10 protein-coding genes are annotated in these 13,968 nt (G+C 43.5%); 1 reads left to right on the forward strand and 9 read right to left on the reverse strand.

The window, feature by feature from the left end; genetic code table 11:
* Nucleotides 1-33: 33 nt before the first annotated feature.
* A complete protein-coding gene (locus FN831_RS19660) occupies nucleotides 34-1,533 on the reverse strand; it encodes a sensor histidine kinase (RefSeq protein WP_142529901.1) in 1,500 nt (499 codons plus the stop codon).
* A gap of 97 nt (nucleotides 1,534-1,630) precedes the next feature.
* Nucleotides 1,631-1,921 carry a hypothetical protein gene (locus FN831_RS19665; protein WP_142529902.1) on the reverse strand — a complete coding sequence of 97 codons (291 nt, stop codon included), beginning with the start codon at nucleotides 1,919-1,921 and terminating at the stop codon, nucleotides 1,631-1,633.
* Nucleotides 1,922-2,066: 145 nt separating this feature from the next.
* Here FN831_RS19665 and FN831_RS19670 point away from each other — a divergent pair, with 145 nt between their 5' ends.
* On the forward strand, nucleotides 2,067-2,540 hold the full coding sequence (locus FN831_RS19670) for a VOC family protein (RefSeq protein ID WP_142529903.1): 474 nt from the start codon (nucleotides 2,067-2,069) through the stop codon (nucleotides 2,538-2,540).
* Between the two features lie 245 nt (nucleotides 2,541-2,785).
* Here FN831_RS19670 and FN831_RS19675 read toward each other — a convergent pair whose 3' ends face one another.
* From FN831_RS19675 to FN831_RS19705, 7 genes are all read right to left on the reverse strand, one after another.
* Nucleotides 2,786-3,352, reverse strand: a complete 567-nt coding sequence (locus tag FN831_RS19675) for a hypothetical protein (RefSeq protein ID WP_142529904.1) — start codon at nucleotides 3,350-3,352, stop codon at nucleotides 2,786-2,788.
* Nucleotides 3,349-5,676 carry a GH92 family glycosyl hydrolase gene (locus tag FN831_RS19680; RefSeq protein WP_142529905.1) on the reverse strand — a complete coding sequence of 776 codons (2,328 nt, stop codon included), beginning with the start codon at nucleotides 5,674-5,676 and terminating at the stop codon, nucleotides 3,349-3,351. Before FN831_RS19680 ends, FN831_RS19675 begins: the two co-directional genes overlap by 4 nt.
* A gap of 22 nt (nucleotides 5,677-5,698) precedes the next feature.
* Nucleotides 5,699-6,781, reverse strand: a complete 1,083-nt coding sequence (locus FN831_RS19685) for a phosphatidylinositol-specific phospholipase C1-like protein (protein ID WP_142529906.1) — start codon at nucleotides 6,779-6,781, stop codon at nucleotides 5,699-5,701.
* 55 nt (nucleotides 6,782-6,836) lie between these two features.
* Nucleotides 6,837-8,435: a RagB/SusD family nutrient uptake outer membrane protein gene (locus FN831_RS19690; protein WP_142529907.1), complete on the reverse strand. Its 1,599-nt coding sequence runs from the start codon at nucleotides 8,433-8,435 to the stop codon at nucleotides 6,837-6,839.
* Nucleotides 8,436-8,453: 18 nt separating this feature from the next.
* Nucleotides 8,454-11,456 carry a SusC/RagA family TonB-linked outer membrane protein gene (locus FN831_RS19695; protein ID WP_142529908.1) on the reverse strand — a complete coding sequence of 1,001 codons (3,003 nt, stop codon included), beginning with the start codon at nucleotides 11,454-11,456 and terminating at the stop codon, nucleotides 8,454-8,456.
* A gap of 330 nt (nucleotides 11,457-11,786) precedes the next feature.
* Nucleotides 11,787-12,557, reverse strand: a complete 771-nt coding sequence (locus FN831_RS19700) for a TerC family protein (RefSeq protein ID WP_142529909.1) — start codon at nucleotides 12,555-12,557, stop codon at nucleotides 11,787-11,789.
* Between the two features lie 99 nt (nucleotides 12,558-12,656).
* Nucleotides 12,657-13,907 (reverse strand): cation:proton antiporter, encoded by a 1,251-nt coding sequence (locus FN831_RS19705; protein ID WP_142529910.1) that lies wholly within the window; start codon nucleotides 13,905-13,907, stop codon nucleotides 12,657-12,659.
* Between the last annotated feature and the right edge of the window lie 61 nt (nucleotides 13,908-13,968).

Consider the following 13,968-nt stretch of genomic DNA (forward strand, 5'->3'; position numbering starts at 1 on the left):
AACAGGTACTAACCTGCCGGAAATATATTAATATTATCTGATATTGTTGACCAGGGGCAGGGAGAAACAAAATGTAGATCCTGAGTTTTCTTCACTGTCTACCCATATTCTACCGCCTTCCTGCCTGATAATCTCAGCAGAAATAAACAATCCCAGTCCCATACCCTGGTAGGAATAAGCCTCGGCCGTGCTCACGCGGTAAAACTGGTCGAACACACGTTCAATATTATCCTTACTGATCCCTATCCCAAAATCCTGCACACAGAAAACTACATCTGTGTTACGCTGGGCAGTGGTGATGATGATCCTGTCCCTGTCTGGTGAATACTTGATTGCGTTTGAAATCAGGTTATTCATTACCTGGCTGATGCGCATCTTATCACAAAAGATATTGCCCATGAAAGCCAGGTTTGTCTCGATCACATGGCCACTCTCCAGGTAGTTGATGTCCCCGATATTATCAGTTACGATTTCATTAAAAGAATGGTAGTCGCGCTTGAAATCCAGCCTGTCATTGCTGATCTTGCTGACATCCAGCAAATCTTCAAGCAGGGTAGTAAGCCTGTTTACCTGCCCGGTTAAACGTGTCATCATATCTGCCTTTTGAACGTCTCCCTCCTTTTTGAGCATTCTCTCCAGCAATTGTGCATAAGCCTTGATGCTGGTTACAGGAGTTTTTAATTCATGACTGGCGATACTGAGAAAACTATCTTTCTGATATTGCAGTTTGCGCTGGGCCTCAATACCAGCTGTTTCTTTGGTAATATCTGTTACAATACCCGCAAACTGCTGTATCGTTTTAATGTCCTGATACAAAGCTTTCCCTGTGAAGTGTATCCATCTGAGGGCAGAATCGGGGGCAATAACCCTGAAACGCACATCGCAGGTTCCCTCAGCGTCACTGTGAAATGAATTGATAAATACATTATAAACGTTTCTCACATCATCAGGATGAACATTTTTCAGTGTATGTTCAAATGAAAAATCTTCGTCGTCATCCAGGCCAAATAACTTTTTCCCCAGGGTGTCCAGAACCAGGCAGTCTTTTTCCATATCAAAGTTCCAGGTGCCAATACTGGCAGACTGCAGCGAAAAATTCAGCCTTTCCTCGGATTCCGAAATCTTCTGTTTGGCAAGCACCAGTTCCGTAACATCCGTAGCGGAGTGTATGACACCTTCTATATCGCCATTCAAATCCCGTAAAGCCCGGTAGGTGAAATCAAAATAAAAGGTTTTCAGTGTACCATCAACTTCAATAGCTGCAGCAGCAGCTTTCGCTGAACATGTTTCACCAGTACGAAACACATCCCTGAGCAAAGTGATAAAAGGCTGGCCATCCAGCTCAGGCACAGCCTGAGTGAGTGTTTTACCAATCACAGAACTGTCTTTGGCCCAAAAACCGATCATGGCTTTATTGGCCATTACAATTTCCATTTCAGGCCCTCTGTAGATCGCTGTAGCACCAGGGATATTTTCGAACAGTATCCTGTATCTCTCCTCTGCTTCCCTGAGTTCTGCCCGAATTTTTTCCATAAAATGATAACAAGATTAACAGAGGGTAATTTGATTATTTGTAAAGTTTTAGAGCGGTAAGCTGCAGCTAAAATGCTTAGGCTGTAACAGAAATCTATCAGATATTCTTTGGATTATATGCGCCGTTCTCCCTGTCATTGTTATAATTGAGGGCATCATTGCCTTTTTCATTGTCTGCTACCGGCTTCTTGCTTTCCGGAGATTCGTTTGGTTCTGGAGATTCGTTTGGTTCTGGAGATTCATCTTCTTCAGGAGAATCATAGGTGGTGTCAAAACCCGGATCTATGCTTGGGTTTTCAAATTCAACTTCTTCCTGCTCCTTCGGAATAGATGGGATGTCTTGTTTTTCTGGCTGGTCCTTTCCAGGATATTCAGTTTTATCTTCCATGTCTTTAATATTTTTTTCTGTAGGTAAATTGTATCACGGAGATAACAAACTTTATATATATTGGTTTTCAGGAATGTGCAATGAACATACAATTTGTAAGAATGAATTTGTAAATTACAGATGCTAATTAAATAATACTAACCAAATGAAACCAATCACTGCAATCCTTACCTTCGCTGTTATTCTTCTATCCCTTAACCGCTCTGCTGCACAAACAGCTTCAAATCAACCGGGAGCCACGCTAAACCATATTGCGGTATATGTCTCTGACCTGAATAGAAGTGCCGCCTTTTATGAAACGCTTTTGAATCTTCAAAAAATAGAAGAGCCTTTTAAGGACGGCAGGCACGTATGGTTTTCTTTGGGCGCAGCCGGACAGATGCACCTGATCAGCGGTGCAAAATCTGGTGTCAAATATGATAAAAACGAGCACCTGTGTTTTAGTGTGGCTTCTATTACAGATTTCATAGCAAAACTTGATCAGCAGAAGCTGAGCTATATCAACTGGGAAGGAACTGCAAAAGCACCAACCATCAGGGTTGATGGGGTTAAACAGATCTATTTCCAGGATCCCGACGGGCACTGGCTGGAAGTAAACGACCAGAAAAAATTTCAGTAAATCAAAGATAGTGTATCACAATGCAATGCCTCAAAAAGCTACACACTTTACAGAGGCATTGTACCGTGATATTTTCTCTTTTTCGTCGCCTGAATAAAACCTTGCAGGAAGATTTTCAGATATTCAGTTTTCGGATATTCAATTTCAGAGGCTCCGTCAGAATGATAAGACAATTTCATCCGGTCATTCCTGCAATGTTATTGCAATTAGTAAATATATAATTGCAATGAATATATGCAGCAGCGCTATCTGATGGCTACAATTGTAAAGTTGATGCCCACTGGATTATTCTTCATCTGACAGATCAGCGGGAAATCCGGATCATTTAAGATCCATAGCTCGCCATGTTCTTCTACACCGGTTACATGTAATACGTCCGTTTCATGGTCGCCCACTTTAAATGGAGGCAGCTTTTTGTCATCCTGTAATACATAAGTGGTATTGTTGTAAACAAACTTTTTATCTTTCTTTAACAACCTGAATGCAGCTTTGGAGATCACTGCAAAAGTTTCATCAGGTGCCAGCCGCAATACGGCAGATGGTGTAGGCTGTATAAAATTAAGCTTGTTGCCGTTTTCAAATCCTTCTTTAGAAACCAGGTAACTGCCAAAAGCCATGCCCCTCAGGTTCCAGTCCAGCAGCACACTATCGGTAACAGATCTGACGGTCATCCCAATGCCAACAGTTTGTCCGTATAAGAAGAACTTGTAATCCAGCTGGGTACCCTGTTTAATGGCAACAGGGTTTTGCTGAGCAAATGCAGAACTGAACATCAGGCTCAGCATTAATAGATATGTTATTTTCCTGATCATGGTTTAAGGCTTAAGGGTGGTAAAATCTGAGTTCCCCAGGATGAGGGCGCGGCATCCATCTCCAGGACCAGCTCCCCGCCTTTTACGATATCCTCATGTTTGATCCAGGCCTGGTTAAAGACCTTTCCGTTCAGCCTGGCGGATTTGATATACACATTCTTGTCTGACAATCCCTTGGCAATCACTTTAAAATCCTTCCCGTTCTCCTGGTGAAATATGGTCTGTTTTAACAAAGGGGAATTGATGAGGTAATAATCCTGCCCCGCATTGGGATACAGGCCGATCATATGGAATGCAAGCCAAGAAGACATTGCGCCCGAATCATCATTGCCGGGCAGGCCATTGCGGCTGGTGTTATAACTTGCGGCAATGATCTGCCTGATGCGCAATGAACTGAGGTCGGGCCTGCCGATCCAGTGATACAAAGTGGGCGTAAGGAAGGACGGTTCATTTGCTACGTTATAAAACTTTTTATCAAAAAAGGTATCAAGTCTTTTTCTGAAAGCATCATTACCGCCTGATTTAAAGATCAGGGCCGGTATTTCATGTGGAATGCTGAAGGAGTACTCCCAGGAGGTCCCTTCGTAGAAAAAGCCGCACCAGTGACAGGCATACCAGGGTGTTTCGCGGGTGAGCGGGGTATAAATGTATGTGGGGTGCTGTATTTCGGAATTTCCATAGGCAATGGTATCCAGCCATTTGCCACTGGCATCTCTGGGCAGGATAAATCCTTTGGAACCTTCATGGATGTAATCGTCGCGCCAGAGGTTTCTCCAGTTGGCCGACTGCTTGATAAAACGGTCGAATATTTTCCTGTGGTTTAACCCTTTCGCCACTGTGGCGATGTTATAGTCATTATAAGCATAATCTACAGTGCGGTTGCCCGACCTTACTACAGAAAAAGGGACATAGCCCAGGCGGTTATACTCGGTCAGACCACCGCGGCCTTCCTGCTCTTCGTTTCCTCCCGGCGGAACGGTAGCATCCTTTAGCATGGCTTCGAGAGCCATTTCATAGTCAATGCCTGGCAGTTTTTTTACATAAGCATCAGCAATCACTACCTCGGCATGTGAACCACCCTGCGTTCTTCCGTTTGCGTTCCCGCTCCTGCCATCGGGCAGATAACCGTCATGTTTGTAAATATCGATCAGCGCATTCACGATCTCTGCTTCCCTCAGCGGAGAAATCAGCGTGATCAGTGGATTCGAAGTTCTGAAAGTGTCCCATAGGGTATAAAAATCATCGTAATAAGGTTGGTCGTTGGCCCATAACGGATTTTCACCTGTACGGTTTACAGGCATCAGCATCGTATGGTAAAGGCCGGTATAGAAAAGTTGCTGTTGGGTTTTGGTGGCTTGCGGATCAATTTCAATCCGGCTGAATAATGCTTCCCACTGGTTTTGTAAGCCGGCCAGCACCTGGTCAAAGTTCCAGTGTGGTATCTCCCTTTCGATATTCGCCTTTGCTTTTAGCGAGCTCAGGAAGGAAATACCGATTTTCATATTCAGCTGTGTTGCAGATCCGCCAACTGACAGCAGCAATCCTGTTTTCTCATTGCTGTCATACTGCATGGCAAGTCCCGGGAAAAGCTTTTTGCCTTTCCAGCTGGTATATGCAGTTACCGGCTGGTCCAGCACAGCATAAAAATAGACAGTATACGCTCTTCCGTTGTTCCATCCCGCACGGATACGGCTGTAGCCCCTGATTTCAGTAGGCGAAACCAGCTCTATTTCTGATCCAACAAACTGCTGTGCTTCACGGGCATCGGGTACGGGCTGCTCACCCAGGAAAAACCCCGCGTCGATTTTTAAAGCTTTAGTCCGGGCATCGGGGTAACTGAACTTATAGAATGATACTTTATCAGCGGTAGTAATCTCTGTTTTGATCTGGTTTTTTTTCAGGACTACGCTGTAGTAACCTAGTTTAACCGTTTCCTTTTCGCGCAGTGATGACTGCTCCTGATTGTCTGGTGCTCCTGTAAATGGCATCACCAGGATATTACCGTATTTGGGACCGCCACCGGTTCCGCTCACATGTAGTTGGCTAAAGCCTGTTACCGGTACTGGTTCAGGCAGCCATCCGCTGTTTGGGGCTGTGCCGCAATCCGGAGAAGGCTTCACCATGCCGAAAGGATAAGAGGGGCCTATAAAAACACGGCCAAGGCCTTCCGAGCCAATCATCGGATCTACAAAAGAAAAATGTTTTTCCTGCAGCGCTGAAGATTTTGGCGCATTTGCAGCTGAGGAATGCTGCCCCTGAGCATTTTCTGGAGCAGACCAAGATACGGCAGCAAGGAAAAGTGTACTGATTATCTGGTATTTCATTTCTGATATTTAGATAAAAAGACTAATTGTTAAATAAAGGATTTAGCCTGAAATATGTTCCGTCTTTGAAACTTACTTCATAATCGGATTTAAAGTGGGTACTTTTCTGATAGTAATCCGTTGTAATGACCTGGGCACCTGAGGCACATGCAGCATCAAATGCAGAACGGTCGTTCGCTCTTGCTTCCTGGGTATCAGAATCTGCGCGGGTGCGGATGATATATCCTTTTTTCACCAACTGAGGAATTTCCGGGCTTTTTGCATTGTTGATGATCATCATCGCAGCTTCCGGCCTGCCTGCAGCCGCATTAGCAAACAGCGTTCTTCCTTTTAATGATGGGTGTCCCTTGATATACAGTTCCATCTTCTCTTCTTTCGCATCCAGGATAAAGATAAACTTGCCCCTGGCGGCTTTCAGCATTGGCCAGTTGTTGTGCAGTACCGCAGCTTCGAGCGTTTTATATGTACCCCGCACCTGGTCCGGCGTGATCACTTTGTCCTTACCAAGTCCCTCTAAAATCACCTTGTCCAGCTGTTCAAAAGTTTCGGCTGTAAATTTCTCCGGGGCGCTAAAGCCTTCGCCTTTCATGATATTATCTTTGGGTTCGAGGGTGATAAATATTGGTGTATGATCAGGGTTGGCATCAGACCATTTTTTTAATTTTTCCAGTCCGTCTTTAAATGTGAGGAAATCACTGCGAAAATCCAGGTCCTGGATATGGAATACTTTAAAACCGGGCGCGTTCATTTCATGGTCAAGGTCATACGGCGCCTGGTCTGCCGCCCAGTCGAGCCCCCTTGGATGTGCATATTTTCCTCCTTTTGAATCTGCGTATACATCGATTTCCAGGTTTCTGAGACCTTTGTCCAGCTGTTGGGTAACGGGGATATGTTCATAGTCGATCCTGCTTGCAGAAACCGAATCTTTCCGGGCGAATGTTTTAAACAAATGGGGATCAATTGCTACTTTGTAACTATTGTGCGAACCAATGACCTGGATCCTGTTGATCGGCAGGTTATCATTCTCAGGAAGGTTGCTACCATCTTTAGGTGCAAATGCAGAAAGCGCAAGGAACAGGCTTGCGCAGGATAGAGTCTTTAACATACGATTTGGTTTTAAATAAAAACAGCCGGTACTGGACCGGCTGTTAAGTTAGATATTAATAACCTGGATTTTGTTTCAGGTTGGAATTGAGCCTCAACTCTGAGGTTGGTACAGGATAGATTCTTTTTGTTGTGTTTTTATCCATTGTCAGCACATCATTTTGTAAAGGATATTCTGTTTCAAACTGTCCGTAACGGATCAGGTCATTTCTTCTCCATGCTTCCCATGAAAGTTCTCTTGCTCTTTCGTCAAGGATGCTTTGCAGGGTAACAGTTGTTGCCAGAGCGGCTCCTGCCCTTGCACGAACTTTATTGATCAGGATCAGCGGAGTTTGCAGTTCGCCATTTACTGTAGTTGCAGGGGCACCACGCAGGATCGCTTCAGCTTTCATCAGCATGACATCGGCAAGACGCAGGAAAGGCATATCATTACCATTTAAACGTGTTGCCTGGATGGCATTTACATCAGGCCAGTATTTTACAGAACGGATACCTTTAGCCTGATCGGCTACGGTGTTACCTACGTCCATTGGTTTACCTGGTTTTAGGATCAGGTCTCTGGTAAGCTCAATCTGTGTAGTTGTTCCTGCGTTGAATACTGGTTTTGTTAAATCAGGTTTTCTGTTTGCATCCGGAGCATATTGTTTACCAATCAGCCAGAACGAAGTACGGATATCATTTGTCAGATTAAACGTGTCGTAAAACTCAGGAGTTGTACTCATCGAGATACTGAAACCAACGCCCGGGATACCATATGCAGGGGCAAGTGCAGGGTAAAAACCAAATCTTGTGATCTGGTTACCCGGAATTTGCTGATCGTAAGGGATAGCGAAAATAGTTTCAGTAATCTGAGGACCATTGTTTACATCGAAAATATCAGAATATTTAGCATCCAGGGCATAGGCAGTATTTTTCAATACACTATCAGCCATTGCAACTGCTTCAGGATACCTTGATTTTCCTGTATATACCTCAGCGTTGAGGTACATTTTAGACAATAATGCGAAAGCCAGGCCGCGCGTTGGTTTTCCATAGTATAACGTATTATTGGAAGTTGTTTTCTGCGGCAGGTTTGGAATTGCTGCAAGTAATTCTTTTTCAATAAATTCGAAAACCTTATCTCTGCTTACAGTAGCAGGGAGAGCATTTGCCGGAACAGGGAAGTTTTCGATAATAGGTACATTACCGTAGATATCCATCATCATGAAGTAATACAATGCACGCATTGTTTTCACCTCTGTAGTTCCCGCAAGCTTTATGGCATCAGTTGAAGGCGCGATGGCCGTTGCCCCAATCAAACGGTTACAGGTATTAATTCCACCAAATCCCCATTCCCATACGGTTTTCACATTGGCATGATCAAACGTCCAGGTGTGGTAATGCAGTTGTCTGTATTGACCACCATCGTCAAAGTTACCGTCCCTTGCAGGCAAGATAGCTTCATCGGTAGACAATTCCTGCATTCTCCAGTATGGAACTCCATAGGACGACGAAAGGTTGGAATACATGGTACCGTAAAATGCTGCAAAATCTGCAGAAGTTACAGGAAAATTGTCTTTTACGTATTGTGATTCCACTTTTACATCCAGTTTAGTGCAGGATGTGGCGGCTAAAATTGCAGCACATGCTGCAGTTAATATATATATTTTCTTCATCTCTGTAAGGCTAAATGATTAAAATGATGCGTTCACACCGAAACTCAGCGTACGCGTTTTAGGGTAAAAATTGTTATTATCGATACCAGGTGTTGCTCCGCCCATATCGATCTCCGGATCAATCCCTGAATATTTTGTGATTACGAATACGTTGTTCGCAGAGAAATAAAGACGGATAGCTTTGATTGTTGGTGATTTAGGCTTGATGGTATATCCTAATGTAGCATTGTCCAAACGTAAGTAAGAACCGCTTTCCAGGTATCTGTCTGAGATCAGGTAAGCATTCACATCCGCGAAAGATTCAGTTAAGCTAGACCTTGGTACATTTTGCAGCTTGGCATCTGCCGGCGTATTCAATCCTGCTGCAGTTGCATTCAGGATCTTATTGCCCAATACCCCGCGAAAAAGGAAGTTCAAATCCCATTTTTTATAGTTGAAACTGTTATTCCATCCATAGATATATTTAGGCTGTGCATTACCGGCAATTTTCATGTCAGTTGTTAAAGGCTGGCTGGCGATAGTTTGTCCGGCAGCATTTACATAGGTACTGATACCAGCAGCGTTTTTACCTGCATAATTCCAGAGCTTGAAGGTACCCAAAGGTTCTCCCGGCTGGATGATCTGGCTGTAATTTCCCGACTGTCCTTTTCCGCCTAATTGTGCAGTCTGGATATAATCAATTTTATATATCGCATCAGATAGCGCTTCTACTACGTTTTTATTGTGTGAAATATTCGGCGATGTGGTCCAGCTAAAAGTTGGAGTTTTAACTGCTACTGCATTTAAGGTTACTTCAATACCTGAGTTCTTGATCTTACCAACGTTTGCAGTAATTACATTCGTAGGATATTGTGTAGTAGATACAGCATACTGATCATAGATCAGGTCTGACGTTTTCTTGATGTAATAATCTACCGAACCTGTTATCCTGTTTTTAAACAATCCGAAATCTACACCTATGTTTGAAGTTGCAGTAGCTTCCCATTTAAGATTAGGGTTCTCATTTCTTACCGGCCCGATCGCATTACTGATCAAACCATTATTATAAAACTTACTGCCGGCACCATAAACCAATAACGAAGAAAAGGCGTTGAAACCAAGACTATTTCCAGATTTACCCCAACCTGCCCTTAATTTTAAGTCGCTGATTGCAGGTACACTTTTCATGAAATCTTCGGAAATGATTCTCCATCCTACAGAGGCAGCAGGGAAGTATCCCCAACGGCTGTTCAGACCAAAAGCAGAAGATCCATCTCTCCTCAATGAAGCGTTTAAAAGATACTTTTCATTAAAATTGTACTGCGCCCTACCGTAGAAAGAGATTAACCTAAGCGTAGAGGCAACCAGAGTCTGGTCCAGTGTAAGCTGACTAAGTCCTGTAGGATTGGATAGCGCCGGATTATTGGCACCTAACTGATCATTTGTAAAGCCCTGTGTTTGCAGACCAAAACCGTCAGTGGTTTTGTCTTCCTGCCATGAATAACCTGCCAGCAATTTCATACTGTGTTTACCAAATGTTTTATCATAGTTAAAATATCCCTCCGCAATTTTGGTGGTATTTAAAACTTCAGATCTGATGGCCACGCCATTTGCATTTCTGGCTAATCCGGATTGGCTGTTTAAATAAGTATTGTTATTACTCTGATCTTTTTGTGTAGACAAACTTGCAGTGAACTTTAATCCATCCAGGATATTTACCTGCGCAGTACCATTGATCAGTGTTTTTTCATTTTTTATCTTTACCAGGTTATTGTCAACCACAGAAAGCGGGTTACGTGTTCCGCTACCTGTTCTCAAATAATTTTCTTTATAACTTCCGTCTGCATTGAACGGGCTTACAGTAGGTAAAAAGAATAACATGTTTGAAAGTGCGGTTGTCTGAGAATAAACATCTCCACTATTTGAGGAGCTGTTTGAAACCGTAACACCCAATTTTAATCTGTCATTGAAAAAACGCTGGTTGATGTATCCTCTTACAATTGTTCTTTTCAATGAAGTATTTTTCAGTATCCCTTCATTGTTTAAATAATTGACGCTGGCACCATAATCAGAAGCTTGTCCTGAACCACCGTAAGAAACGTTATGGTTTTGTGAATAGCCTGTTCTTTCAACCAGTTTCTGCCAGTCGGTATCAGAACCATCATCGTCAAGAGCCGTAAGTGGTGCCTGACCATTATCTGCAAGATATTTACGCAGCTCAGGCGCAGTTAACATATCATAAGTTTTTGATACATTTTCAACAGCGCCATAACCACTGTAAGAAAGTCGGGCCTGTCCTGCTTTGGATTTTTTAGTAGTTACAATGATTACCCCATTTGATGCCCTTGAACCATAGATCGCTGTAGAAGATGCATCTTTCAGGATGTCAATGGTTTCAATATCTGCAGGAGCCAACAGATCGATTGAAGCTCCCGGAACACCGTCAATTACATAGAACGGTTCCTGTGCAGCTCCTGTACGGAATGTAGAAGGCCCTCTCAAGGTGGTAGATGGCTGTTTATTAGGGTCACCGCTTTTGGTTACGTTTAATCCGGCAACTTTACCCTGCAGCAATTGCGCCGGGCTTACCAGTACACCCTGGTTGAAATCTTCAGAACCTATAGATACTACCGCTCCTGTAAGGTCTTTCTTGTTGGAACTACCATAACCAATAACCACTACGTCGTTCAGTGTTTTGCTATTCGCTTTTAAAACCGGGCTTATATTTGTTCTGCTTCCTACAGGTATTTCCTGCGTTACTGTTCCAAGCATGATAAAAACGAGTACATCCTGTGCATTGTTTACCCTGATAGAATACTCCCCATCCTGGTTGGTAGATACTGCGGTTGAAGTTCCTTTTACCCTGACTGTAACTCCGGGCAAAGCGCCATTGGCCTCATCAAGTACTGTTCCTTTTACAATTCTGCCCGTTTGCTGTGCAAAGGCGCTCACCGATAATAACACAAGCAAAATCAGCGAAAAGATACCTTTCCAGTGAAATTGACTGCTGAACCGGGAAATTGGCGTGTAGTTTTTTTCCATAAATCGTTTTACCTAAAACCTTATAAATTTTGCACAAAGGTGTCCCTCCAAGTTTAACACAAGTATGTTCTGATATTATCAAATTGTAAAGAATTGGGAGCGGCTTACACTATTAGGTTAACAAATAACACCAGCGTTTAGAGAGTATCTTGATCTGAATCACCTGAAAGCATTTTACAGGATAATTTAACATACAAGAAAGTTATCAAATAATAATTGAATTAACCAACTGAACCTGAATAATAAAATGCGGGCAAATTACGTTTCAGGATTTTTGCTGATCTGCCTGACAGGCTGCCTGCCCGCATTTATGGGCAGAATGTTAAGAAACTAATCTTCAATATGCTTTTTGGGGAAGTTAAACAACAGGGAGGAGATAACCGGCAGCAGGAAGATCGCAACAGTAAGCAGGGAGATGAAAAGATCTGCATGTTCTCCTTCGAGAAAACGCGATATAAAAAACTCCGGGTAAAAATGAGTTAGCAGCGAAGAGCTGAGCTTTAAGCCCAGGATGCCGATCACCGTATAGGCTGCAGTTTCCAGAAACGTGAACTTCTCCATGAGTTTCACAAATCCCTGGGCAACAAAGCGCATCGCAAGAATTCCGATAAAGACTCCAATATAGATGAGCCCGATATGATCGGTAAAAGCCACTGCCGCGAAAACATTGTCGATAGAAAAAGCAAGGTCCATCACTTCCACCAGTGCCACTGTAGCCCAGAACACGCCCAAAATACCTACGGTAGACCTGTAAATAAAATTCCTTTTTTTATCTACGGTTTCCTCCTGCTCGGGAAGAGCTTTCTTTTTAGAGAAATAACTGATGGCAAGATATAACAGATAGAATCCGCCCAGCGGCTTAAGCCACCATATTTTAACGAGCCATGATGCAATCAGCAGACAAATCCCCCTGAAAATATAGGCACCGATAATGCCGTACTTCAGGGCCTTGCTTCGCTGGTCTTTGGGCAGGTCCATTACCATGGTTGCCAGCACCGCCGCATTGTCTACAGAAAGCAGGCTTTCTATAACAATCAGGTTTAAAATAATTAAAAGTCCGGCTTTGATGTCTTCTCCTAACAGGGTATGCAAAAATTCCATTAATCTGTTGCTATTCGTTTATACCAGATAAACCTGCTTAGCGGTTTATTGTTCTGAGTATTTTATAAACGGGGAAATTGCTAAACCGGTATACCGTGGCTATTTTGCCAGAATTTCATTATCATCAGGTAATACTTCTTCCAGCTTTCTGAACGTAAAACCGGCAGTAAGGCCGTGGATCCCGATAGAAATCAATATGATAAACGCTACGATTGCCCATAACTCATCCTGGTTTTTAAAAAAGGTAGTACTAAATGCAAAGGCCAGATAGTACAGTGATCCCATTCCCCTGATACCAAAAAAACTGATCACCAGCTTTTCCTGAATTTTAAGGCGGGTGCCAATCAACCCGATTAATCCTGACAGCGGCCTGATCACAAAGATAAAGGCCACACCAAATGTGGCCATCGGCCAGGTAAGGCTGTTCATGATCCCCCGTACCAGGCTCCCGCCAAACAAGATCAGCATAATGGCCACCAGGATACGCTCAATCTGATCAGAAAAGGCATGGAGCCGGTTGTGGTACCTGTCTCCCCTTTCATAAGCCCGAAGGGTTAATGCGGCAATAAATACAGCGATAAAGCCATATCCGTGGATCAGCTCCGTTAAGCCATAAACAATCAATGTAGCGGCTATGGAGACAAATCCATCCTGTGTAACAAATGTTTCATATTTTTTTGAAAGGGTGAACAGGATATAAGCCAGTAGTTTGCCCAGCAAAAAGCCGGCAAAGAGCCCTGCCAGGATCTGGTAGGCTACATGTTTCCAGGCCCAGGTGACCATAAACGGCTGCCCGTCAAATGAGTGCATGGCAATAAGGATAGCCAGCCAGACAAAAGGAAAAGCCATGCCATCGTTAAACCCGGCCTCTGCTGTAAGGGAGAACTTCACATTGTCGCGGTCTTCTTCGTTGGGATCGCCCACCTGCACATCGGTTGCCAGCACAGGATCGGTAGGAGACAAAACTGCCGCCAGCAGCAGAGCTGTAGCCAGGGGCATATTGAAATAGAAGATACCTATGGCGGCTACAGCAGCAATACACAGGAACATTGTGATGGTAACCAGCCTGAAGGGAATACGCCAGGCACGAAAAGAAAACTTCTGGTCTATCTTTAAGCCTGTAGACATCAGTGATACAATGACTACGAGCTCTGTAAGGTGCATGGTAAGCGCAGGATACTCCCGGGGATTGGGGGCAGGCAGAAAATCAAAAATGCTGTATAACAGCATTCCTAAAAGCAGGTAAATTACAGAGTAAGAAATTCTTGTTTTAGCAGTCAATGCAGGCATCCATGCCATTCCCAGAATTCCTACCCCTATAATCGCTATAATAACAAGGTAATGATCCATGGGCCAATATTGTATTCAACCATAACAATGAACAGTATATTTTGTTAGGTGAATAATGTCC

Source organism: Pedobacter westerhofensis, assembly GCF_900182595.1.
GTDB lineage: Bacteria > Bacteroidota > Bacteroidia > Sphingobacteriales > Sphingobacteriaceae > Pedobacter > Pedobacter westerhofensis.

Excerpts from the sequence above, each read along its gene's own strand:
- FN831_RS19705 (WP_142529910.1), bottom strand. The coding sequence starts at position 13,907 with ATGGATCATTACCTTGTTATTATAGCGATTATAGGGGTAGGAATTCTG.
- FN831_RS19675 (WP_142529904.1), bottom strand. The coding sequence starts at position 3,352 with ATGATCAGGAAAATAACATATCTATTAATGCTGAGCCTGATGTTCAGT.
- FN831_RS19670 (WP_142529903.1), top strand. The coding sequence starts at position 2,067 with ATGAAACCAATCACTGCAATCCTTACCTTCGCTGTTATTCTTCTATCC.
- FN831_RS19690 (WP_142529907.1), bottom strand. The coding sequence starts at position 8,435 with ATGAAGAAAATATATATATTAACTGCAGCATGTGCTGCAATTTTAGCC.
- FN831_RS19680 (WP_142529905.1), bottom strand. The coding sequence starts at position 5,676 with ATGAAATACCAGATAATCAGTACACTTTTCCTTGCTGCCGTATCTTGG.
- FN831_RS19665 (WP_142529902.1), bottom strand. The coding sequence starts at position 1,921 with ATGGAAGATAAAACTGAATATCCTGGAAAGGACCAGCCAGAAAAACAA.
- FN831_RS19660 (WP_142529901.1), bottom strand. The coding sequence starts at position 1,533 with ATGGAAAAAATTCGGGCAGAACTCAGGGAAGCAGAGGAGAGATACAGG.
- FN831_RS19685 (WP_142529906.1), bottom strand. The coding sequence starts at position 6,781 with ATGTTAAAGACTCTATCCTGCGCAAGCCTGTTCCTTGCGCTTTCTGCA.
- FN831_RS19700 (WP_142529909.1), bottom strand. The coding sequence starts at position 12,557 with ATGGAATTTTTGCATACCCTGTTAGGAGAAGACATCAAAGCCGGACTT.
- FN831_RS19695 (WP_142529908.1), bottom strand. The coding sequence starts at position 11,456 with ATGGAAAAAAACTACACGCCAATTTCCCGGTTCAGCAGTCAATTTCAC.